We start from the raw sequence: 23,028 nt of genomic DNA on the forward strand, positions 1-23,028 counted from the left end.
CTTAAAATGGGTAATTACGGAACATCTGTAGATGAAAAATGGCAAACCAAATGGGAAGAATCTGGTCTTCATAATTTTGATGAAAATGCACCAGGTGAAAAACTATATGTACTTGAAATGTTTTCATATCCTTCAGGAGCAAAATTACATGCAGGACACTGGTTTAACTATGGTCCTACAGATTCCTGGGCTAGATTTAAAAAGATGCAGGGATATAATGTATTCCAGCCTATGGGATTTGATGCTTTTGGTCTTCCTGCTGAAAACTATGCAATAAAAACTGGAATACACCCAAAAGACTCTACAATGCAAAACATAGCTAATATGGAAGAACAACTAAGAGCCATGGGTGCTATGTTTAACTGGGATCATGAGGTTATAACTTGTCTTCCAGACTATTATAAATGGACTCAATGGGTATTTCTAAAATTATTCGAAAAAGGCCTTGCATATAGAAAAAATGCTCCAGTAAACTGGTGCCCTAGCTGTAACACAGTTCTTGCAAATGAGCAAGTTATCGATGGACATTGCGAAAGATGTGATTCTGAGGTTGAAAAAAAGGATTTAACTCAATGGTTCCTAAAGATAACTGATTACGCTGATGAACTTTTAGAAAAGCTTGACGAATTAGACTGGCCAGAAAAAACAAAGGCAATGCAAAAACACTGGATTGGAAAATCAAAAGGAGCACAAGTTACATTCAAAGTTGAAAATTCTGATTTGACTTTTGACGTGTTTACTACAAGAGTAGATACTCTAAATGGAGTAACTTATGTTGTATTAGCTCCTGAAACTCCTTTAGTTGATAAGATTACATTACCTGAATATAAAGATGCTGTGGAAGAATACAAAATTCAAGCACAAAAACAATCAGATATTGAAAGACAATCTACTTCAAGAGAAAAAACAGGGGTATTTACTGGTTCCTATGCTATAAACCCTATTAACGGAAAGAGAGTACCTATCTGGGTTGGAGACTACGTATTAGCTACATATGGTACTGGATGCGTAATGGCTGTTCCTGCTCACGATGAACGTGACTTTGCTTTTGCTACAAAATATAATCTTCCAATAATTAGAGTTGTTGAAGGAGGAGACTCTCTTCCTTATACTGAATATGGTTCTCTAGTTAACAGTGGAGAATTTGACGGTCTAAGCGGAGATGAAGCTAAAGAAGCTATAGTAAATAAACTTAAACAGCAAGGTCTTGGAGACTGGAAAGTTAACTACAGACTTCGTGACTGGCTTGTTTCAAGACAAAGATACTGGGGAGCACCTATTCCTGTAGTTTATTGCGATAAATGCGGCATAGTACCTGTACCTGAGGATCAACTTCCTGTTGAACTTCCTTATGATATCGAATTTACTCCAGATGGAAAGTCTCCACTATCTAAAAGTGAAAGCTTTTTGAATACAACTTGCCCTAAGTGCGGCGGTCACGCAACTCGTGAATCTGATACTTTAGATACATTTGTATGTTCTTCTTTCTATTATCTAAGATATGTAGATAATAAAAACAAAGAAAAATGCTTTGATTCTGATAAAGTTAATGCAATGCTTCCTGTAGACAAATACGTAGGTGGTCCTGAGCATGCTACAATGCATCTATTATATGCTAGATTCATTACAAAGGCTTTAAGAGATATGGGATATTTAAACTTTGATGAACCTTTTAAATCTCTTACTCATCAAGGATTAATACTTGGACCAGATGGTCAAAAAATGAGTAAGTCAAAGGGAAATACCATCTCTCCAGATGATTACATCAAAGAATTTGGTGCAGATGTGTTTAGAATGTATCTAATGTTCGGATTTGCATATTCTGAAGGTGGAGCTTGGTCTGATGAAGGAATAAAATCTATAGGCAGATTTGTGGATAGAGTTGAAAGACTTCTAGAACAATGTAGAAATGAAATAAATAACTCTAAAAACACAATTACATCAATGAATAAAGCAGAAAAAGAACTTAACTATGCAAGACACTATGCTATACAGCACGTTACTGAGGATACAGAAAAGTTCCAGTTCAATACTTCTATTGCTAGAATTATGGAGTTTACAAATGCTTTATCTAAATATTTAAATGAAGAAAACAAAAATGTTAAATTCTTAGAAGAAACAGTTGTAGATTATATTAAGCTTTTAGCTCCTTTTGCTCCTCACTTTGCAGAAGAACAATGGGAACTACTTCAAAAGAACTTTTCAATATTTAATGAGTCTTGGCCAAAGTTTGACCCTAGTGCATTAGTTAAAGATGAAGTTGAAATAGCTATTCAAGTAAGCGGAAAGATAAGAGCTAGAATGAATATACCTACTAATCTTACTGAAGATGAAATTAAAGAGGCTGCTCTTAACAATGCAACTATAAAAGAATTCCTTAATGGTAAAAATATTATGAAAGTTATTGTTGTTAAAGGAAGATTAGTTAATATAGTGGCAAAATAAAAATTTTATCTATAACTTAAAATATAAAAAGAGAAATGCATATCAGCATTTCTCTTTTTATATATCTCTTTATTTATATATTTTTAGACTTTTTTCTGTAGCTTGAAGTAATTTATTAAGTTCTCCAACTTCTCCTTCTGAAATAAGCTTATTTAGTTGATTTCTATAGTTATCTGCTTCTATGTTTCTTCCTATAGATATAAGAGTAAGTATATTTCCCATTATATCGGAGACTAGACTGGATTTTACCTCGAACAGCTTTTGAGCATCCATTATTTCATCCTTTATCTCAAGCATCTCTTGATCTAAGTTAAAAGCTGCATCAGCCGCATTTTTTAGCTTTTCTTTTATCTCCTCTGGAATTTGATGCTTATACTTATAATTTAGTGAATGTTCCACTGTTGCCCAAAAGTTCATCGCCAAGGTTCTTATCTGGAATTCAGCCAATATTTCCTTAACTCCATCTGCCATGTTTACAGGGTATTTTACAATTATATGATAACTCCTGTATCCGCTTGCTTTTACATCAGTTATATAGTCTTTTTCATACATAATCTGCATGTCTTTTCTCTTTCTGATTAAGTCTACAACCCTATATATATCGTCAACAAATTGGCACATTATCCTCATACCAGCTATGTCTTCCATCTCATATTCTATTCTCTCTAATGGTATATTAAATTTATCTGCCTTTTCCAATATAGAAGAAAGTTCTTTTACCCTTCCAGTTACAAATTCAATAGGTGAATTCTCATTTTTCCTTCTATATTCTCTTCTAATGCTTTTAAATTTAACTTTTAGTTCCTCTACTGCCTGCTCATAAGGTATAAGAAACTTTTCCCACTCCCTTACCGCCATATAATTCATCCTTTACATACGTATTATTTTTAATATTAATTTAAAACTTCTCCAAGTACTACAATATTATATTATAATACAGAATTAATATACATATAAATGTTTATTAAAAAAATTTATGATTTTTTTAATTTTTTTGCTATAATTTACTTAAACAAACTTTTTCTAATTTAGGATGGTGTAAATAATGAAGAATATATTTTCTGAATCTGATGAACTAGACTTTGATAAAATGAATTGCCTATATGATAAAAAGGTAACCTGCCCTGTTTGTGGTGCTGATTTTACAGTAAAGGCTGTTAAAACGTCTTCATATAGGATGAAAGGTAAGGACAGTGATTTTTTTATTAGATATGACATAATAAATCCTTATTTTTATGATGTCTGGATATGTAATGATTGTGGATATTCTGCCATGAAAGTCGATTTTGATAAAATAAAAAGTTTTCAAAAGAATTTGGTTAAATCAAAAATAACTCCTAAATGGAGAGCTAGGACCTATAATGTGCCTTACGATGTAAATACCGCTATTGAAAGATACAAACTATCTCTGTTAAATTATTTTTATATAGAATCCTACGCTAGTAAAAAAGCCATGAATTGTCTGAAGATAGCATGGATGTTTAGAATTCTTGAAGATACAGATAGTGAGCAAAACTTTTTGAGCCAAGCCTTAAAAAATTTTAATGATGCCTACTATAACGAGGATTTTCCTATATATGGTATGGACAAGTTCACTATAATGTATTTAATAGGAGAACTTAATAGAAGGTTAGGAAATAATGAAGATGCTCTTATTTGGTTTAGCAATGTAATAACTTCGCCAATGGCTTCTCCAAAAATTAAAAACATGGCAAGAGATCAAAAGGATTTAATAAAAAAGCCTACTATTTCAGAAGAAAATGATTCCTCTCAAAGCAGTTCTAATAAGAAAAAAGGATTTCTTTCCTCATTATTTAGAAAGTAATACCTTGTTAAATATAAACTCGGTTAGATCATTTAAGATTCTAACCGAGTTTATATTATTTTTACTGGATCAAAATTTATATAGTCACATGAAGTCATTATGTATTCAATTCCATTATACGTTCCTTCAAAAACATGATTTAGGGATGGTCCATGCAAATGCCCATATATTACCTTTTCCACACCATATTCTTCAAATATCTCTGTAAAGTTAGAAGGTTCAAATTTATCATTTACTGGAGGGTAATGAATCATAACAATTATTTTATTATGTCCTGAACTAATAGCCTTGTCTAAAGATATCTTCAGTCGTATTTGTTCTCTATTGTATATTTTTATATCGTGACTACTACTTTTATCCCCTGGAACAGTCCACCCTCTTGTACCACAAATTGCATAATCTCCATAAGTAAAAAAGTTATTTTGAATGAAGCTTATATCTTCGTAAAGATTGTTAAGCTTACTTATACTTCCCCACCAATAATCATGGTTTCCTTTAGAGACTATTTTTCTTCCAGGAAGACTGTGTATCCATTCTAAATCTGCTAAGCCGTCCTCCATCTTCATAGACCAGGAAACATCTCCTGCTATTAATACAGTATCTTTATCACTGATTTTTTTTATCCAATTTTCCCTTATTCTCTCGTGATGATTGTTCCATTGCTCTCCAAATACATCCATAGGCTTATCACTAGATAGGGATAAATGTAAATCTGATATAGCATAAAGCCCTATTTTCATCACCTTCAATCTGCTAATCTGTCTGTATCCATTATATAAGCAATTACTTCTGCTACAGCGTTATATAGCTCTTCTGGTATATAACTGCCTACATCTACATTAGTCAATAACTCTGCTAATTCTTTATTATACACTACTGGTACTTCATTTTTTTCGGCTTCTTCAATAATTTTATCAGCTATATATCCCATTCCAGCCGCAGTTACTATAGGTGCATTATAATTACTTTCATATTTTAGAGCAGCAGCCCTTTTTCTTTTATTTTTACTTGTATTTTGTTCCACAAAAGCCTCCTATTCACTAAGCCATAAGGTTTATTCTCGTAAACTCACTATCTTCAAAAAAATCTCTACATTCTACTAAATCAACTTCTTTATGTTTCTTCTTTACCTGTATACTTACATTATAACCTATATCAGAAAGCTTTCTCCATAGTTTTTCCTTACCTAACTCTAAAATTTTTGTACAAGACTCTTCACAGTTTATGTCTACGTTAATATTGGAATTGAATACCTTAATATATGCATCTACAACTCCCATATTTATAGTTTTAACTGAAACTACAAATTTCACATTGGAGGAATCAATCTTTTTTCCATTTTTTCTATCATCTTTGATAATAAGCTTGCATGGATACTCTTCATTATTAAACTTAACAGGTACATCTAGATAATAGTATTGGTTTGATATAGAATTAAATACCTTAAAATCATTAGCTTTGCTTTGCAAACTTTGAAGTATTTTATTAAAATTCTCCGATTTACCATTATTATTTTCTTCTATAAATCGCTTAATTATATCCTTCATTTCGCCAATTTTACTGTTTAACTCTTCCTTAATATCATGAGAAATTTCTAGGACTTTATTATTGATATTATCAGTTTTACTATTTAGTTCTTCTTTGATATCATGAGAAATTTCTAAAGTTTTACTGCGAGGATTATCCGTTTTACTGCTCAACTCTTCCTTGATGTCATGAGAAGTTTTCAGAACTTTATCATTAGCATTATCAGCTTTATTGCTTAATTCTTCCTTAATGTTATTAGAAGTTTCTAGAGATTTATTAGAAACTTTATCAGAAATATCTTGTTCTTTAATTATAGGCTTGCTTTCAACTTCTTCAGAATCTAAATCTAACAGCCTTTTGAGTATTTCCTTTCCTGATATATCTTTGCTGCCAACTGAGAAATTATCAATACTTTTTAATATTTTTCTAGAGCCTAACTGTACCTCTTTAAAATTTGGCGATGACCCATTATCCATATTAATCTCTAGCAAATCTTCAGTATTCTCCATAACCTCCTTAGGGTCTTTATAAGAATATGCATTCTGATCTTCTAAACTTTTAGGAGAAATATCAGGATTATCTTGTCCTATGTTAATCAAGGCTTTAAATATATCCAAAGCTTCTTTATCTATATTATTAAAGCTTTTAATACTGTCCAAAGAAAAATCTATGTTTTTCTCCAACATAGATGTCAGTACCTTTCTATTAGGCTCATCAAGCTTATAAAAAAGTTCCTTTAATAGCCTTTGAGCAGCTTTCCCATTTTCACTGCTTATATCAATATTCTTATTTTCTAAATACTTTAATACAGATGTTTCCAAATCCTTTGTTATTATTTCTAAGTTATTTTTATGATTTGGTGCTGCAATAATTGAACTTTCATTCTCCTTGAACAAGCTTTTGTCTAAATCAATTAAACCCTTATATATTACTGCAGATTCTTTATTAATTCTATTAAAGCTTTTAATGTTTTTCTCAGTAAGCTCTATATCATTTTCTATAAGAGTAAAAAGTTCATCTATATTTAAGCTTTTAAATTCCTTAAAAAATCCTTTTAATATTTTTTGTATATCTTTACCCTTTTGTTCACCTATATCAATTACCTTATTATTTAAATATCTTGATATAAATATTTCTTCTTCACTCGGATTTTCTATTATCTTATGTTGAAAATCCAATAAAGACTTCATTTTTGATATATTTTCTTTATTTAATGGCATATTATGTTTTACCATCTTTTCCAACATAACATAATCTTCTTTTTTTAAGTTTATTCCTTGCTCTCTTAAAGTATCTAAAAGAGAACTTTCCTTCACTTCTACTTTTTCTTCTCCAAGTACCTTTAATATAATTTTTCCCTGCTCATATCCTTCAACTTCAAACCTTATCAATTTATTTGGTGTAAAATCTATTTTATCTTTAATCTCAGCTGAAAATTGCCATCCATCTAAAAGCTTTAAAATAGCTTCTCTAGTTTCTTCATCCAAGCTCATAATTCTAGCAGAAAAACTTTCTCCGATTTCAAATAAAAGCTTCTTATGAATTCTTTTAGAATTTACATTATAATTACCATTTACATTCCAAATTTCTGGCAATTGATTTCACCTCCAAATAAATTAATAACCAGTCTAATTTGGCTTAATACAAACTAATCTTTTCAATAAATTAATCCTAATCACTAATTTCTAATCGCTAAAATTATAAATATTGATTTAAATAATAGCGACTAGAAACCAGAGATTAGTCATTAATAAGTACTAGAATTGGGAAATAATTTTACTATTGTATAATGATTTTATAGTAGTTTTTCTTTCCTTTTTTAACAAGAACACTTCCATCTTTAAAGTCTTCTTCTTTTAATGTTAGATTTGGATCTTCTACTTTATTATCGTTCATGTATAGTCCGCCTTGATCAATTAATCTTCTTCCTTCCTTTTTAGATGGAATTGCTTTTCCTCCTACTAATATATCTAAAAGAGATTTATTAAGATCATCTTTTGATACTTCAATAGTTGGAACATTGCTCATGTCTGTTCCACCGCCAAATAAGGCTTCAGCTGCTGATTGAGCCTTTTTAGCTTCATCTTCACCGTGAACAAGCTTAGTTACCTCATAAGCTAAAACCTTTTTAGCTTCATTTATAGCAGAATCTTTTAAACTTCCAAGTCTTCTAACTTCGTCCATTGGTAAGAAAGTAAGCAATGCTAGACACTTTTCTACATCAGCATCATTTACATTTCTCCAGTATTGATAGAATTCATATGGTGAAGTTTTTTCTGGATCAAGCCATAAAGCTCCCTTTTGAGTTTTACCCATTTTCTTTCCTTCACTATTAGTTAATAATGTACATGTCATTGCATAAGCTGGTTTTCTTTCTTTTCTTCTTATAAGATCCATACCAGCTATCATGTTAGACCATTGGTCATCTCCACCAAGCTGCATAACACAACCATATCTTCTATTTAATTCTAAGAAGTCATATCCCTGCATTAACATATAGTTAAATTCTAGGAAGGATAATCCTCTCTCTAGTCTTTGTTTAAAGCATTCTGCAGTAAGCATTTTATTTACTGAGAAGTGAACTCCAATTTCTCTTATAAATTCTACATAATTAAGATCTAAAAGCCAATCAGCATTATTAGCTAGTATAGCCTTGCCATCTTCAAAATCTATAAATCTTGTAAGCTGTTTCTTTATTTTATCCACATTACAATTTATCTCTTCTTTTGTAAGCATTTTTCTCATATCAGTTCTTCCACTTGGATCTCCAACCATTACAGTTCCACCACCAACTAAAGCTATTGGTCTGTGTCCTGCTTTCTGCATATGAGACATGAACATTAATGCAATAAAATGCCCTACATGAAGACTGTCTGCTGTAGGATCAAAGCCTATATAAAACGTAACCTTTTCCTTTCCCAATAACTCTCTTATTTCATCCTCGTGGGTAGTTTGTTTTATGTATCCACGCTCTTTTAAAATGTCAAATACATTTTCCATTTTTAGCCCTCCGTATAAATATTATTTTTTAAATAAAAAGTCCCTTTATATTTTGAATATAAAGGGACGAATCTTCTCCGCGGTACCACCCAAGTTGATATGCATTTCTATATGCATATCCTCTTATTCCCTATAACGTTGGGATATCCGTATCAACCTACTAGGCGTAAATTGCTTTTCAGTCTAAGATTCAGGAATGTATTTCACCATACTCCTCAACTGGTTTGCACCACCCACCAGCTCTCTTAATGATTTATATGACTACTTCTTTCCATCATCATCTTTGTTCTTTATAGATTTATCTATAATTATATAAACTTTCACTATAAAATGCAAGAACAGAATGCAATAAAAATGCGCAGCGCTTTTTTAAGTGGAGGCGTCAATGCACAAGTGGAGAGTGGAGAAGTGGAGAGAGTGTAAGTTCTAAAACGCTCTCATTTAATAAATGAGATAATCTTTTTTTAATATTGAACTGAAATATGAGATTTGCATTGTAGGAAGCGTTGAACTAGCATTAGAAGCTTTCCTAAATGCAAATCTCATATGGAATATTCAATATTAAGGATTGTTACAATTTATTTCAATCACGCAACGTATTTTTTCATAAACTCCGGCATGACATTATTTTCAAAATTTATATTTAGATGGAAGTCAACCTCATATTTCTGTGATAATTTTTCCATGGCATAAAATAAATGTGCAGCATCTTCGATATTTCCTTCTATGATATTAAACAATCCATCTATATAGATATTGGTAATATCATAGTCCTCCGATAAAATGCCGCACAAAAATCCGTAGAAATGGCTACAGTCCTTTAAATCATATTCTTCAGTTGAAATAAATCTGATTTTGCTATCTAATTGGAACATAGGTCCTTTGTCATCATCGATATAAACTATATGACCTTTTGAATCTTTAACCTTTTCGTTAGCAGAATCAATCAAAAATTTAGTTTTACCTGATCCTTTCCTATCACAAAAAACATGAAGCATGTTAACCACTCCTTCTTTTTTATTTTTATAATATATAATTTATTATAATTATATACAATTTAATTATATAATATTCTGAATTTTCTTTCAACATCTTGTAAAATATTTTAGCATATTATTCAAAATAAGTTATAATTCCTGTACTCATTTATAATTTATCCTTCACTATATTTATACCTGGATATATGACTTTAAAGCTATTATCTCTTAATGAATTTACAAATATAACCTTGTTCATTTTTTTAAAGGCTTTTTTCATCCTTGAAAATCCTCTTCCTGACTGAACAAATCTGTTTCTATCATCTAAGGTTATAAGCTTTTCATAAATCCACATGTTTCTTTTTATATAATTATGAGAATATGTTCCCGCATCCTTTGTATCTTTTAATAGTACTCCAGGACTTATTACCTTTACACTATTATATCCTATAACAACTTCAATCTCTTTGTTCATAATAGTATAATCCCTGTATAAAACTGCATTTTTAACAGCTTCATGCACAGCAAATAAAGGATAATTTTTAGGAATTATCTCTGACATTATCTTTTCGCTCTTGTCTAAAATACCTAATAAATCTCCCTGTATTATATTGACTTCATCTACATCTTTGTTTACCTTATTTATAATTCTCACCATATTATGAGGAGCATATATATAATTTATCTTAGAAAAAACTAATAGACCGCCTAATGTTACATAATATTTCTTAGCTTCCTCATCTAAATGAACTATTCTCGCATTTTCCATAAGAGTTAGCCTATTCTCATCATTTGCTTCAATACCATGGTTTTTAAAATATTTATCTACTAAATCAATATTTAAGTCTTCTATGCTGCTTTTCACAACAGGAGTTAGTTCTATATTTAAATTCATATTTTCTTGAAAGGCTGTAATTAACTCCTGCTTTCTCATAGTATCTGTAGTAGAGCCTCTTCTAATATAAAAAGCCCCGTTTTCTCTAAACTGATATGGCTTCTGGCTACTCTGAAATATAGTTATAACAGCTATGTCCTTACCTTCTATATTAAAGGTTTCTAAAATGATAGGTATAGGAGGCTCACATCTTGAGCATACTATTTGCTGAATTTGCTCTTCTGTAAAGCTAGATTTTTCAATTCCAACTATTTTCCTTGTTTTATCCTCTACACCTATTATAAGGTATCCTCTTCCTCCTCTAGAATTTGCTATGGCACAAATATCTTTTGCTAGCTCTTTTTTTTTACCATTTTCGCAGTTTAAATCTAATTGCAGCTTATTTTTCCTCTAGAAATGGCACAAATATCTTTTGCTAGCTCTTTTTTACCATTTTCGCAGTTTAAATCTAATTGCAGCTTATAATCTAATTTTACTCCTTCATGCCTTTTTAAAACTCATCAACTTTTTCTCATTCATAACTTCTACCCTCAATTTCGTGCTTATTATATTGTATTCAAAAAATGACGATGAATTCCTCATCGTCCTACTTATCAATGACTTTATTTTTCCCTTTTTTCTTAGCTGCATACAACCTAGAATCAGCTACGCTTATCATCTCGTTTATATTAGCACCATCAATTGGATAATAACTTATTCCAAAACTAGCAGTAATTTTTTGCTCAATATCTTTATACCTTACAACGTTTTCGCTTATTTTTACTCTTATATTATCTATTTTTTTATAAACCTCTTCAATATCGGTTACTTTTCTTATGCAAATTATGATTTCTTCTCCACCATATCGTGCTACTAAATCATTTTTATCATCTATATTATCCAATATTACATTCGTGGTCTGTATTAATACTTTATCACCAAATTGATGACCATATTTATCATTTACTTGTTTAAAATTGTCTAAATCCATCATTGCAAACGCAATTGCTTCCATTGGATTTTTACATAAAACATCCTCTACAGTTTCAAAAAAATATTTTCTATTGTATATTCCAAGCAAAGGGTCTCTTATAGCAAGTTCTCTTATTCTATTGTATAAAGCATTATTCTCTAGAGCAATTGCTATCTGGTTTGCTATGGTAGAAATAAACTTTATATGTTCATGACCAAAAAAGTTATTTAGTCCGTGTTCAACTAGTATATACCCCATAAACTTTTCTCTTAAATATATAGGAACACCTATTACGGAATGTATTTCGCTTTTTAAAGTTTCTTTAGAAAATATTGTATCTTTACAATTTATTATAAATGCTTTTCCGTTAAATAACTCTTTATATTCATCATTGCAAAAATTGTAATTTTTATTTTCAACATTAGTAGCTTTAACCACTAAACAATCATTATCCACAATATAAATTGAAGAATAGGTGGCCCCTAATATTCCAATTATCATATCATTTATCATGGGGATTAAATTTTTATCGCTAAGGTAAGAATTTATATACTTACTTATTTCCACTATGTTTATTATAGAATCTAACTTTTTTTCTAATTTTATATTTTTTTCTGTTATCATTTGAATAGTACTTTCAGCAAAGCTTTGGTATGTTTCAAATTCATCCTTTAGTTTTAAGAACTCTTCCTTATACTTATCTTTTAAATCGCCATCATAACTTTCCATATAGTTCCATTTTCTCCTAAATTATTAAATTAAAACATATATAGTGCAAATTTATATATTGCATAGGATTATAAAACCTCTTGAAAATATTTAGTATTAACATTTTAATTATACCATATTTTACAGAACTATATTAGCATATTTTAAAGCTTTTTTTATACTTAAACTTAGAGGAAGACTTATTATTATTCCTGCTGCAGCTTGAGCTATATTTCCTGGTATATCTTTCATAGCAATAATACATGCCTGATTTAAAGTTGCGGCTTTCAAAACAATAAATCTAGCCAAAATCACTCCACTAAAATAGTAAGCAGCAACCATAAATATGCCTGATATTAAGAAGGCAAATAAGTTATTTATAAAGCTTTCTCCTTTATAATTTTTTCTATATGCAATGCTCCCTGCTATTAAACCCATTAGTCCCTTTATGATAAAAGTAAATGGAGCCCAAGCAGTATACCCATTTAGTAAATCAAATAAGCTCATTCCAACAGCAGCAGAAATGGCTCCTTTTTTCTTTTTTAGTAAAACAGCACCTAAAAGTACCATACTATCTCCCAGATGTATAACCCCCATAAAGGAAGGTATATGCGCTATGGATGTCATTACAAAGATTACAGCTGCCATTAATCCTACTTGAATAATATCATGTATAGCTGTGGTTCTTGAAGTTAAATTAGTCTTTTCATAATCCATAATCTTTTCCCTCACTTTGTTATATTGCTAATTCAATTATAAAATAACATATGCATTAAGCAACTGTATCGATACAAATCTAATAACACTATCTCAACTTTAATTTTATTATCAGTAAAGCTATTTATAATTATCATTGTTCTGCAAATACTATTATTAATTTAAATAGAAAGAAGAGAAATTAGTATGAATATATTCAAATGGATAGGAGGATTTATTCTTGTTATATGGCTTTTAGCCATATTGTTTAGAGTAGGAAATAGTTTAATACATGATCTACTTATTCTTGCGTTCATACTTTTTATCATAGATCTTTTATATAACGAAGATAAATCCAAAGAAAATAAATCTAAGGAAAATAAATCTAAATAGGAATACTAATTCCTAGAAAGGAGTGAAAGCTGTTTAAATCAGCTAAATATTATGACATTAGAAAATAAGTATACATATTGTAATATTATAAATAGGGGATATATACGTTACCCAGCTTTAAGCAAAAATGAAAAATGCGATGTTGTAGTAATAGGTGGTGGTATATCTGGTTGCTTAACTACCTATTTTCTTTCTCAGCATAATTTAGATACTATATTAATCGAAAAGGATTTTGTAGCTAACGACACTAACTATAGCAATCTAGGATTTTTAGAAAATAGAACTGATTTTTCTTCTCATAAACTTACGGAACTTATAGGCAAAGAAAGTGCTTATAGAGCAGAAAAGCTGTGTAAAAGAGCTGTGGATATTTTAGAAAATATTCTTTATAACATAAACTATAAACATATTTTTCAGAGAAATGATTTTAAATATATTTTCAATTCATCTAGTAAAGGATGCTTAGAAAATTATGAAGTAATAAAAAATTGTGCTGTAGTAGATCCTTTTAAATTGTGCCATGTAATTTTAAAGGCTTCACTAAAAAAAAGTGCTAGAGTTTATGAAAACACTTGTGCTTCTGGCTATGATTATTATTCTAATAATTTAAGAGTTAACTTAAAAAACTCTAATTATATAGAATGCAAAAATATAATCTTTACAGACATATGGACTTCTTACAAGTTAATAAAAGAATGGGAACTGTTAGAGAAATCTAAAGTCTATAATATAATTACAGAACCTTTAAATAACATACAAATTGATTCTCTTCAAAAATATATAATTTTACAAGAAGATGATGATTTATACACTTATATTAAACCAACCATTGATAAAAGGCTTATGATTTCGGAGTTCAATGGTGCTTCTAGTCCTGATAAGGAATCTGAACTTTTAAATAAACTAAAAGATATTCTATCTTGCTCTAAGGATTTAAAAAGTGAATACTTTTTTGAAAAAAGCTATGCTCAATCTCCTGATGGACTTCCTTATATAGGAAGACATCCAAAATTCAATGGATGTTACTTTAATCTAGCTCTTGGCAGAAATAATATCTGCTACAGCTTAATTGGTGCTGAAATCATAAAAGATTTAATTCTTTACGAAAGCAGTCCAGATGCTGAAATATTTAGTTTCGAAAGAAATTAAATATTTAGTGGAGAAGCTTATAAAAATCTACTTAATTAACTTCTAAACTTCTCCACTCCTGCATTACTTTACTGTATTTATTATTCTTCGCTCTTGCTTATATCGGAAAGTACAAGTCCTTTATTGTGGTCAAGAGCCCATTGTATTCCCCAATCATTTGAGAATATCAATAAGTCTTTATCGTTTAAATCTTTAACAACCTTGGTATCACTTGTGATGTTAAGGTCTTCTGGTGGTACATCTGACTTTTCAATCCATCTTATATTTCTAAATGGAAGTCTCTCAATCTTAATATCTACGTTATATTCATTTTTAAGCCTATATTCTAAAACTTCAAATTGAAGCACTCCCACAACTCCTACAATAATTTCTTCTACTCCAATAAATAATTCTTTAAACACTTGAATTGCTCCTTCTTGAGCAATCTGAGTCACACCTTTTATAAACTGCTTTCTCTTCATAGTGTCTACTGTCCTTACCCTTGCAAAATGCTCTGGAGCAAAGGTTGGTATTCCTTCAAATTTAAATTTGTTTGAAATAGGACATAAAGTATCTCCTATTCCAAATATACCTGGATCAAATACTCCAATTATATCTCCAGCATAAGCTTCCTCAACTATTTCTCTCTCTTCTGCTAAAAACTGCTGAGGTTGAGTTAATTTTATCTTTTTTCCCTGCTGAACGTGATATACTTCCATACCTTTAGTGTATTTTCCTGAACAAATTCTCATAAAAGCAATTCTGTCTCTATGAGCCTTATTCATATTTGCTTGAATTTTAAATACAAAAGCTGAAAAATCCTCGCTGAATACATCTATTTTACCTTTATCTGTATTTCTAGCTAAAGGTGGTGGAGTAAGTTTTAAGAACTCATTAAGGAATGGCTCTACTCCAAAGTTGGTTAAAGCACTTCCAAAAAATACAGGAGTAAGTTCTCCACTTCTTACCTTTTCTAAATCAAATTCTTCTCCAGCCTCTTCAATAAGTTCTATTTCTTCTAATAACTTTTCATATAAATCTTCACCAATTATTTCTTTTATACTGCTGTCTTCTAAGTTACCCTCAATAGTCTCTACTTCGCTTGAACCATGATTTCCCCCATTAAACAGCAATATATGCTTTTTATTCCTATCATATACACCTTTAAAACCAGCTCCACATCCTATTGGCCAGTTCATAGGATAAGATTTTATACCAAGCTCATTTTCTATATCATCTAACAAAACAAAAGGGTCTTTAGTCTCTCTATCCATCTTGTTTATAAAAGTGAATATAGGTATTTCTCTTAGACTGCATACATGAAATAGCTTTCTTGTTTGTTCCTCTACCCCTTTAGCTCCATCAATTACCATAACCGCACTATCTGCCGCCATAAGAGTTCTGTATGTATCCTCACTAAAATCTTGGTGTCCTGGGGTATCTAATATATTTATGCAGTGATTTGCATAATTAAACTGTAAAACTGAAGATGTAACAGAAATACCCCTTTGCTTTTCTATTTCCATCCAGTCAGACACAGCATGTTTTGATGCTCTTCTTGCTTTTACAGAACCTGCCTCTCTTATAGCTCCTCCATATAGCAGTAATTTTTCTGTAAGTGTTGTTTTACCAGCATCTGGGTGAGATATTATAGCAAAGGTTCTTCTTTTTTCGATTTCTTTTATTAAGTCTGCCACCTTTTTCTCCTCTTTCCATATTATTAAAAATTATCCATAGTTTTTTACATTTAAATTATTTTAAAAAAATATAAGAAATTAATAATCTGTTAAAACATATTTCTTTCCTTTATTGATTTTATATTTATTATGGCTCCTTGTCAAACCTATCTGTTACAGCATTGCAAAAGAATTTTTTACCTTAATTCAATATGAATCATTATGTAAAATAATATGTTTGAATACTTTTTTATTATTTGCGTGTTATAATATTAATGCTAAATAATTAAAACTATAGATGGAGGCTTTTAAATGTTTAAACTAATTGCATTAGATATGGATGGAACTCTCTTAAATGAGGGCAAAAAAATTTCTGAGGAAAACAACATTGCTATAAAAAAAGCTAAAGAAAAAGGGGTTAAAGTTGTTTTAGCAACTGGAAGACCTATAAAAGGTATAGAAAATTATTTAAATGAATTAGATCTTATAAGCGATGAAGATTATTGTATAACTTACAATGGTTCTCTAGTTGTAAACACAGGTACTAATGAACTATTAACTCAGGTTTTGCTTAAATCTGAAGATGTTCATTATCTATATGATTTAAGTAAAAAGTTGGACATAGATATTCATGCTCTAACTACATCTGGGTGCATCACGCCTAAACTAAGCGAGTATACTGAACTTGAAATAAGAATGAATAATATCCCTTTTGAAGAAATAGACTTTAATAACATAAAAGATGATACTGAAATAGTAAAAGTCATGTTTGTAGGAGAGGAAAAAAAGCTTTCAGCTGCTATTGAAAAGCTGCCTAGAGAAGTATATAAAAAATATAATGTTGTGAGAAGTGCTCCTTACTTCTTAGAATTCTTAGATAAAAATGTAAGCAAAGCCACTGGAGTAAAAGCTCTAGCAGAAAAACTTGGGATAAATCGCAGTGAAATAATCTGCGTAGGGGATGCTGGCAATGATATTGATATGATAGAGTATGCCGGTCTTGGAGTTGCTATGGGAAATGCTTTCTCTGAAGTAAAAAAGGCCGCAAACTATATAACCTCTTCTAATGAAGAAGATGGAGTTGCTCATGTTATAAATAAGTTTATACTAGATCCCGAACTTATAAATATGGATGCTTAAAACCTATGAATTTGCATATAAAACTCATACAATAAGTTGTTTAACCTCAGGAGGTTTCTAAATGTATAAATTGATAGCTTTAGATATGGACGGAACTCTTCTAGACAAAAATAATATTATATCAAAAGAAAATCAACAGGCCATAAAAAAGGCTAAGGATAAAGGAGTTAAAATTGTTTTGGCTACAGGAAGAACTCTAAAAGGCATAAAGCCTTATCTTGAAGAGCTAGATATTACAGATGGGAATAACTATTGTGTCACTTGTAATGGCTCCATAGTTATAAACTCGAGTACTAATGAAATTATCACAAAAGTATTATTAAATTATGAAGACCTTCTATATTTATATAAATTGAGTAAAAAATTGAATATATATATACATGCTTTAACCACTTCAAACTGTATCACACCTATATGTAATAAATATACAAAAATTGAAGCTAACATGAATAGGGTTTCTATTGAAGAGGTAGATTTTAATACTATCAGTGGTCCTTTAGAAATTATTAAAATCTTATTCGTAGGACCAGAAGAAAAGATATCTTTAGCTATTAATACTCTACCTAAAGAGGTTTATGATAAGTATACTGTTGTAAGAAGTTACCCATACTTTTTAGAGTTTATGCATAAAGAAGTAAATAAAGGGACTGGCGTTGAATCCTTAGCCAAAAAGCTTCATATAAAACCTAGTGAAATTATATGTGTAGGAGATGCTGAAAATGATCTTCATATGATTAAATATGCTGGACTTGGAGTTGCTATGGAAAATGCCTTTCCAAATGTAAAGAAAGCTGCAGACTACATAACCTACTCTAATAATGAGAGCGGAGTTGCACACGTTATAAATAAGTTTATACTTTAAGAAAAATGCACAGCAATTTTCTTATATGGAACATCACCTATGGGATTTGCATTTAGGAAAGCTTCACTTTGCAAAGAAGCTCTAATATTTCTGGATTTAAAACTCCTAAACTTTCTAAACTCGCTGTCGCTCAGACAATAGAAGGTTCTTACGGTGTTTTAAATCCAGAAATAAAGCCTTTCTAAATTAGAACTAAATTGTTGTACAATTTAGTTCTAATATTTATCTTGCTACTGGTATAAACCCTATTTTCTTTTGCATTTTTCTTAGAGTTTTATTAGCTACATAATTTGCCTTTTCTGCACCCTTTTTATAAATGCTTTCAAGATATTCTTTGTTAGATGTAAGTTCTTTCACCTTAGTTTGAATTGGTTCAAGCTCTCCTACTACAGCTTCTGCTACATCCTTTTTAAATTGAGCGTATCCTTGACCTTCATACTCTTTCTCTATTTCCTCAATAGACTTTCCTTTAATCACGCTCAAAATTGTAATTAAATTTTTAACTCCAGGCTGTTCATCACTGAATTTTACTACTCCTATGCTATCTGTAACAGCTCTTGATATTTTCTTTCTGATAACTTCTGGTGGATCCATTATAAGTATATAAGAATTAGGATTATCAGAAGACTTAGACATCTTTTTAGTGGGGTCTTGAAGATCCATGATTTTTGCTCCAGCCTTTGGTATATATGGTTCTGGTATTTTAAAAGTAGGACTATATGCATTGTTAAATCTTTCAGCAATATCACGTGTTAATTCCAAGTGCTGCTTTTGATCTCCTCCAACTGGAACTAAGTCGGCTTGATATAAAAGTATATCTGCTGCCATAAGCACTGGATAGTTAAAAAGTCCTGCCCCGATATTATTTCCATACCTCTGGGACTTATCCTTATATTGAGTCATTCTTGAAAGTTCGCCCATATATGTGTTACAGTTTAAAAGCCATGCAGCTTCAGCATGTGCTGGCACATGAGATTGTATAAATATTGTGTTTTTTTCTGGGTCTATTCCTGCAGCAATGTATATAGCAAGAACCTCAAGTGTTCTTCTTCTCAAATCCTTTGGCTCTTGTCTTACTGTTATGGCATGCATATCAACTATACAATAGTAGCAATCATATTCATCTTGAAGTTTAACCCAGTTTTTTAGGGCCCCTAAATAATTTCCTAAAGTAAGTTCTCCTGAAGGCTGTATTCCACTAAAAATAACCTTCTTTTGTTCAGCGTTTTCCATCATATATCCCTCCGATTTCTATTATTAAAATTATAATTATTGACAAATCTATAATAAAAATAAAGCCCTATATAACATTTTTTGCTATATAGGGCGTAATATGCACGCGGTGCCACCTAAATTCAAAATACTAAAGTATTTCCTCTCATAAGATACATAAATATATCCTGTCTTTATATCGTAAGACTAGAACGTTTAGAACTACTTAATTTCATCCTAAAACCTCAAAGACCCATTCAGCTTAAGCATAATTGCTATAATCCCACCACATACAGCTCTCTGGAAATCTGTTTTTAAGCCTACTTGCTTCTTTTCATCGATTAAAATATACTTTTTAAATATAATATTCTTATTATTCATTTTTGTCAATAGCCTTCATATAGCACTTTCAAGTTCCATAATTATTTTTATAAAACACTATTTAGCCTATAATTAAAGATAAAAAACAAAGATCTAGCGCTAACAAAATCTATAACGCAAGATCTCCGTTTTTAATATATTTTAAAATTGAAATTGGGCTAAATTATTTTAAAACTTAAAGCTCTAATTCTCCTTTTATTAAATCCTCATAGGACTGTCTTTTGCAAATAAGCTTTGCACTGCCATCCTTAACCAATACTACTGCAGCTCTAGGAATCTTGTTATAATTGCTGGACATTGAATATCCATAAGCTCCAGTACTTAATACTGCTAGTATATCTCCACTTTCAGCTTCAGGAATTTCCACATCATTCAATAATATATCCCCTGACTCACAGCATTTTCCTGAGATTGTAACAGTCTCTTTTAAAGATGAATTTACCTTATTTGCTATAACACATTCATAATTTGCATTATAAAGTGCAGGTCTAATATTATCTGTCATTCCTCCATCCACAGCTACATACTTTCTTACTTTTGGAATTTCTTTTATTGAGCCTATAGTATATAGAGTAGTCCCTGCATTACCAACTATAGATCTTCCTGGTTCAATAATCAAACTTGGCAATTCTATATTTAAATCTCTACTGATGATTTCTGCTTCTTCTAATATAGCATCACAAAATTCTTCAAATTTCTTTGGTGAATCTCCATCGTTGTAGTATATACCGAAGCCACCACCTAAGTCTAACTCTTTTATCTCATAATTTAATTTATCTTTAACTTCCTTTATCAAAGAAAGCATTATTTTTACTGCATCTCTATAAGGTTCTATATCAAAAATCTGAGAACCGATATGACAATGAAATCCCATAAGTTCTATATTTTTAAGATAATTTGCTCTCTCTACAGCCTGAATGGTTTGGTTCTGCAGCATAGTAAATCCAAACTTAGAATCTATTTGACCCGTTTTTATATAATCATGAGTATGTGCTTCTATTCCTGGAGTAATTCTTAAAAGTATTTTTTGAGTCTTTCCATACTTTTCAGCTATTTCATTGATTTTTTCAATCTCATAGAAATTATCTACAATAAATCTACCAACTCCAAGTTTAATTCCCATCTCTATTTCTTCTAAAGTTTTATTATTTCCATGGAAAAACACCTTCTCCATAGGAAATCCACTTTTATAGGCAGTATATAACTCTCCACCTGAAACAACATCAAGGCACAAGCCTTCCTCATTTATTATCTGGCACATTGCTATAGTTAAAAATGCCTTACCAGCATAAGCTACTTTATTTTGTCCTTCATCTACTTTAAAACCTTTATAATATCTTCTGCAATTATTCCTTATCAATTCTTCATCCATAACATACAAAGGAGTTCCAAATTCCTTTGCTAATTTTAATGTACTAACTCCCCCTATATATAATTCATCATTCTCAATTTTCATAGTTCCAAATAGCTTCATTTTAAAGCCCCCACTCTATTTTTAAAGATTAAATTCCTTTGCTACGATTTGGATTGCCTTAGTTTTATCTTCTTGACTTATGGCACAAGTAATTCTTATCTCTGATGTTGTAATCATTTTTACATTTATATCATTTTCGCTAAACAACTTGAACATCTTAGCAGCCACACCTGAAGTATTCTTCATTCCTATTCCTACAACTGAAAATTTAGTTATATCTTCATCTATTGATATGTTTTCATCACTTGCAAAGTTCTTTATTATTTTCATACATTCTTCCTGTTCATCCTTAGGAATAGTAAAAGACACATTCACTTTATCATTTAAAGGTGCAGTTTGACTTATCATGTCTATATTGATTTTCTTGCTTCCTATAGTTTCAAATAAATTTGATAAAATGTTTATATCTGCATTTATATCCTTCAAAGTTACTGCTATATCATCATCACTAGTTGCAAGTCCTGTTACTGGTTTACTTTCTAAATTCATTTTGTCTACCCCCTTAATAATTGTTCCCTTAATATCACTATTGCTCAAACCTACATATAAAGGAATGCCATATTTTTGAGCAAGTTCTATCGATCTTGAATGCATAACTTGAGCTCCTAAACTTGACAACTCCAGCATTTCCTCATAGTCAATAACATTTAGCTTTTTCGCCTCTTTATATCTCCTAGGATCTACACTATATATTCCATCCACATCTGTATAAATTTCACATGTTCCTTTAAGCTTAACAGCTAAAGCAACTGCAGATGTATCGGAACCACCTCTTCCTAAAGTGATTATATCTCCCTCTTCATTAATCCCTTGAAATCCTGCTACAATTACAATTTTTCCTTCTTTCAAACTTTCACTTATTTTTGTATCATCTATATCATCAATCAAGCCTTTTCCATATTGTCCACTGGTTTTTACACCTATTTGATATGCAGTATAACTTACTGCATCATATCCTTTTTCTTTTATTGCCATAGAAAGTAATGCACAAGACATCATCTCTCCTGTAGACATTAAAGCATCCAATTCCCTCTTATCTGGATTCTTAGAAATTTGCTTAGCTAAGGATATTAGATCATCTGTTGTATCACCCATTGCAGATACAACAACTACTAAATCATCTCCTTGCTCTTTCCTTTTTATTAAAGTATCCGCAATTCTTTTTATTTTTTCTGTTGTGGCTACAGAACTTCCACCATATTTTTGCACAACTATACCCATATGTATAACCCCCTTTTTAGTAACCATCGCCAAGTTTTTTATACAAGGTATCACTCTTCGAAACAATATTTTTAAATAAAAAAATATTACGACAAGGAACACCCTCGCCGCAATATTAAAATATATTCCGAACTCAGTGTACCTTGTAGCTCTCCACGTAAACTTAACGTGACAGCCTTACACATATTCTGTGCAAAGCCAGAAGATAAATTCGCCAATTTATCTTCTTCGGCTATAATTCCTTTCTTTGCTCATCTCTGCCTGCCGACTCTTAGCAAATACTCTTAATTACAGCACCTCTACCCTAGGTAACTAACGTTATTAATTTTTAATTTTAAATTATTCATAGTTTATCATAATATTTTTTTATAATCAAGTATTTTTTATTCACTTCTTAGAAAAATTTGTCACACTAAATTTTTATCATAATATAAGACAAAATAATGAATTGTCAACTCTTAATTTTCTTTGCTATACTATATCTATTACAAAACTTAGGAAATTGGAGGATTTGAA

At 30.6% G+C, this 23,028-nt stretch carries 19 protein-coding genes, 1 riboswitch and 2 other annotated features; of the genes, 6 read left to right on the forward strand and 13 right to left on the reverse strand.

The features are described 5' to 3' along the window. The first annotated feature begins 6 nt into the window (after window positions 1–6). Entirely contained in the window at window positions 7–2,445 is a 2,439-nt protein-coding gene (gene leuS / locus ACFWTK_RS00575) for a leucine--tRNA ligase (RefSeq protein ID WP_415874227.1), read from the forward strand. Between the two features lie 69 nt (window positions 2,446–2,514). Here the strand turns inward: leuS and ACFWTK_RS00580 are convergent, their stop codons facing one another. Then, complete coding sequence (locus ACFWTK_RS00580) at window positions 2,515–3,303, reverse strand: GTP pyrophosphokinase (RefSeq protein ID WP_415874228.1); 789 nt, start codon at window positions 3,301–3,303, stop codon at window positions 2,515–2,517. Between the two features lie 187 nt (window positions 3,304–3,490). Between ACFWTK_RS00580 and ACFWTK_RS00585 the strand changes: the two genes are divergently transcribed. Further along, window positions 3,491–4,270 (forward strand): DUF2225 domain-containing protein, encoded by a 780-nt coding sequence (locus ACFWTK_RS00585; protein WP_415874229.1) that lies wholly within the window; start codon window positions 3,491–3,493, stop codon window positions 4,268–4,270. 50 nt (window positions 4,271–4,320) lie between these two features. Here the strand turns inward: ACFWTK_RS00585 and ACFWTK_RS00590 are convergent, their stop codons facing one another. The 8 genes from ACFWTK_RS00590 to ACFWTK_RS00625 all read right to left on the reverse strand — a co-directional run bounded on the left by ACFWTK_RS00590 (window position 4,321) and on the right by ACFWTK_RS00625 (window position 13,046). Next, window positions 4,321–5,004 (reverse strand): metallophosphoesterase, encoded by a 684-nt coding sequence (locus ACFWTK_RS00590; RefSeq protein WP_415874667.1) that lies wholly within the window; start codon window positions 5,002–5,004, stop codon window positions 4,321–4,323. 11 nt (window positions 5,005–5,015) lie between these two features. After that, window positions 5,016–5,294 (reverse strand): EscU/YscU/HrcU family type III secretion system export apparatus switch protein, encoded by a 279-nt coding sequence (locus ACFWTK_RS00595; RefSeq protein WP_415874230.1) that lies wholly within the window; start codon window positions 5,292–5,294, stop codon window positions 5,016–5,018. 16 nt (window positions 5,295–5,310) lie between these two features. Further along, a complete protein-coding gene (locus tag ACFWTK_RS00600; protein WP_415874231.1) occupies window positions 5,311–7,392 on the reverse strand; it encodes a hypothetical protein in 2,082 nt (693 codons plus the stop codon). 184 nt (window positions 7,393–7,576) lie between these two features. Beyond that, window positions 7,577–8,797 carry a tyrosine--tRNA ligase gene (tyrS, locus tag ACFWTK_RS00605; RefSeq protein ID WP_415874232.1) on the reverse strand — a complete coding sequence of 407 codons (1,221 nt, stop codon included), beginning with the start codon at window positions 8,795–8,797 and terminating at the stop codon, window positions 7,577–7,579. Window positions 8,798–8,856: 59 nt separating this feature from the next. Continuing rightward, window positions 8,857–9,084 (reverse strand) — a binding site (T-box leader). Between the two features lie 300 nt (window positions 9,085–9,384). After that, window positions 9,385–9,795, reverse strand: coding sequence for a hypothetical protein (locus ACFWTK_RS00610; RefSeq protein ID WP_415874233.1), 411 nt, complete (start codon window positions 9,793–9,795; stop codon window positions 9,385–9,387). Between the two features lie 148 nt (window positions 9,796–9,943). After that, window positions 9,944–11,047 (reverse strand): AlbA family DNA-binding domain-containing protein, encoded by a 1,104-nt coding sequence (locus ACFWTK_RS00615; RefSeq protein ID WP_415874668.1) that lies wholly within the window; start codon window positions 11,045–11,047, stop codon window positions 9,944–9,946. Between the two features lie 208 nt (window positions 11,048–11,255). After that, window positions 11,256–12,350 (reverse strand): sensor domain-containing diguanylate cyclase, encoded by a 1,095-nt coding sequence (locus ACFWTK_RS00620; protein ID WP_415874234.1) that lies wholly within the window; start codon window positions 12,348–12,350, stop codon window positions 11,256–11,258. 120 nt (window positions 12,351–12,470) lie between these two features. After that, window positions 12,471–13,046, reverse strand: a complete 576-nt coding sequence (locus ACFWTK_RS00625; RefSeq protein ID WP_415874235.1) for an ECF transporter S component — start codon at window positions 13,044–13,046, stop codon at window positions 12,471–12,473. A gap of 186 nt (window positions 13,047–13,232) precedes the next feature. Between ACFWTK_RS00625 and ACFWTK_RS00630 the strand changes: the two genes are divergently transcribed. Both ACFWTK_RS00630 and ACFWTK_RS00635 read left to right on the forward strand, forming a co-directional pair. Beyond that, window positions 13,233–13,418, forward strand: a complete 186-nt coding sequence (locus ACFWTK_RS00630; RefSeq protein ID WP_415874236.1) for a DUF5670 family protein — start codon at window positions 13,233–13,235, stop codon at window positions 13,416–13,418. A gap of 51 nt (window positions 13,419–13,469) precedes the next feature. Next, window positions 13,470–14,567 carry an NAD(P)/FAD-dependent oxidoreductase gene (locus ACFWTK_RS00635; protein ID WP_415874237.1) on the forward strand — a complete coding sequence of 366 codons (1,098 nt, stop codon included), beginning with the start codon at window positions 13,470–13,472 and terminating at the stop codon, window positions 14,565–14,567. Between the two features lie 80 nt (window positions 14,568–14,647). Here the strand turns inward: ACFWTK_RS00635 and ACFWTK_RS00640 are convergent, their stop codons facing one another. After that, window positions 14,648–16,243, reverse strand: coding sequence for a peptide chain release factor 3 (locus tag ACFWTK_RS00640; RefSeq protein WP_415874238.1), 1,596 nt, complete (start codon window positions 16,241–16,243; stop codon window positions 14,648–14,650). Window positions 16,244–16,534: 291 nt separating this feature from the next. Here ACFWTK_RS00640 and yidA (ACFWTK_RS00645) point away from each other — a divergent pair, with 291 nt between their 5' ends. Continuing rightward, window positions 16,535–17,362 (forward strand): sugar-phosphatase, encoded by an 828-nt coding sequence (yidA, locus tag ACFWTK_RS00645; protein WP_415874239.1) that lies wholly within the window; start codon window positions 16,535–16,537, stop codon window positions 17,360–17,362. Between the two features lie 61 nt (window positions 17,363–17,423). Further along, window positions 17,424–18,224 carry a sugar-phosphatase gene (yidA, locus tag ACFWTK_RS00650; protein ID WP_415874240.1) on the forward strand — a complete coding sequence of 267 codons (801 nt, stop codon included), beginning with the start codon at window positions 17,424–17,426 and terminating at the stop codon, window positions 18,222–18,224. Window positions 18,225–18,446: 222 nt separating this feature from the next. On the opposite strand, the gene trpS is transcribed toward yidA (ACFWTK_RS00650), so the two are convergent. From trpS to ACFWTK_RS00665, 3 genes are all read right to left on the reverse strand, one after another. Beyond that, window positions 18,447–19,457 (reverse strand): tryptophan--tRNA ligase, encoded by a 1,011-nt coding sequence (trpS, locus tag ACFWTK_RS00655; RefSeq protein ID WP_415874241.1) that lies wholly within the window; start codon window positions 19,455–19,457, stop codon window positions 18,447–18,449. 86 nt (window positions 19,458–19,543) lie between these two features. Next, window positions 19,544–19,783, reverse strand: a binding site (T-box leader). A gap of 209 nt (window positions 19,784–19,992) precedes the next feature. Then, the gene (gene lysA / locus ACFWTK_RS00660; RefSeq protein WP_415874242.1) at window positions 19,993–21,291 is read right to left on the reverse strand and encodes a diaminopimelate decarboxylase; all 1,299 of its coding nucleotides are present in this window, start codon (window positions 21,289–21,291) and stop codon (window positions 19,993–19,995) included. A 21-nt stretch (window positions 21,292–21,312) separates the two neighbouring features. After that, window positions 21,313–22,512, reverse strand: coding sequence for an aspartate kinase (locus tag ACFWTK_RS00665; protein ID WP_415874243.1), 1,200 nt, complete (start codon window positions 22,510–22,512; stop codon window positions 21,313–21,315). Window positions 22,513–22,650: 138 nt separating this feature from the next. Continuing rightward, window positions 22,651–22,822: riboswitch (Lysine riboswitch) on the reverse strand. Window positions 22,823–23,028: the final 206 nt, after the last annotated feature.

Origin of the sequence: Clostridium sp. (assembly GCF_047777555.1) — a bacterium.
GTDB lineage: Bacteria > Bacillota > Clostridia > Clostridiales > Clostridiaceae > Clostridium_H.

Excerpts from the sequence above, each read along its gene's own strand:
- leuS (WP_415874227.1), top strand. The coding sequence starts at position 7 with ATGGGTAATTACGGAACATCTGTAGATGAAAAATGGCAAACCAAATGG.
- ACFWTK_RS00580 (WP_415874228.1), bottom strand. The coding sequence starts at position 3,303 with ATGGCGGTAAGGGAGTGGGAAAAGTTTCTTATACCTTATGAGCAGGCA.
- ACFWTK_RS00585 (WP_415874229.1), top strand. The coding sequence starts at position 3,491 with ATGAAGAATATATTTTCTGAATCTGATGAACTAGACTTTGATAAAATG.
- tyrS (WP_415874232.1), bottom strand. The coding sequence starts at position 8,797 with ATGGAAAATGTATTTGACATTTTAAAAGAGCGTGGATACATAAAACAA.
- ACFWTK_RS00610 (WP_415874233.1), bottom strand. The coding sequence starts at position 9,795 with ATGCTTCATGTTTTTTGTGATAGGAAAGGATCAGGTAAAACTAAATTT.
- ACFWTK_RS00620 (WP_415874234.1), bottom strand. The coding sequence starts at position 12,350 with ATGGAAAGTTATGATGGCGATTTAAAAGATAAGTATAAGGAAGAGTTC.
- ACFWTK_RS00625 (WP_415874235.1), bottom strand. The coding sequence starts at position 13,046 with ATGGATTATGAAAAGACTAATTTAACTTCAAGAACCACAGCTATACAT.
- ACFWTK_RS00630 (WP_415874236.1), top strand. The coding sequence starts at position 13,233 with ATGAATATATTCAAATGGATAGGAGGATTTATTCTTGTTATATGGCTT.
- ACFWTK_RS00635 (WP_415874237.1), top strand. The coding sequence starts at position 13,470 with ATGACATTAGAAAATAAGTATACATATTGTAATATTATAAATAGGGGA.
- yidA (WP_415874239.1), top strand. The coding sequence starts at position 16,535 with ATGTTTAAACTAATTGCATTAGATATGGATGGAACTCTCTTAAATGAG.
- yidA (WP_415874240.1), top strand. The coding sequence starts at position 17,424 with ATGTATAAATTGATAGCTTTAGATATGGACGGAACTCTTCTAGACAAA.
- trpS (WP_415874241.1), bottom strand. The coding sequence starts at position 19,457 with ATGGAAAACGCTGAACAAAAGAAGGTTATTTTTAGTGGAATACAGCCT.
- lysA (WP_415874242.1), bottom strand. The coding sequence starts at position 21,291 with ATGAAGCTATTTGGAACTATGAAAATTGAGAATGATGAATTATATATA.
- ACFWTK_RS00665 (WP_415874243.1), bottom strand. The coding sequence starts at position 22,512 with ATGGGTATAGTTGTGCAAAAATATGGTGGAAGTTCTGTAGCCACAACA.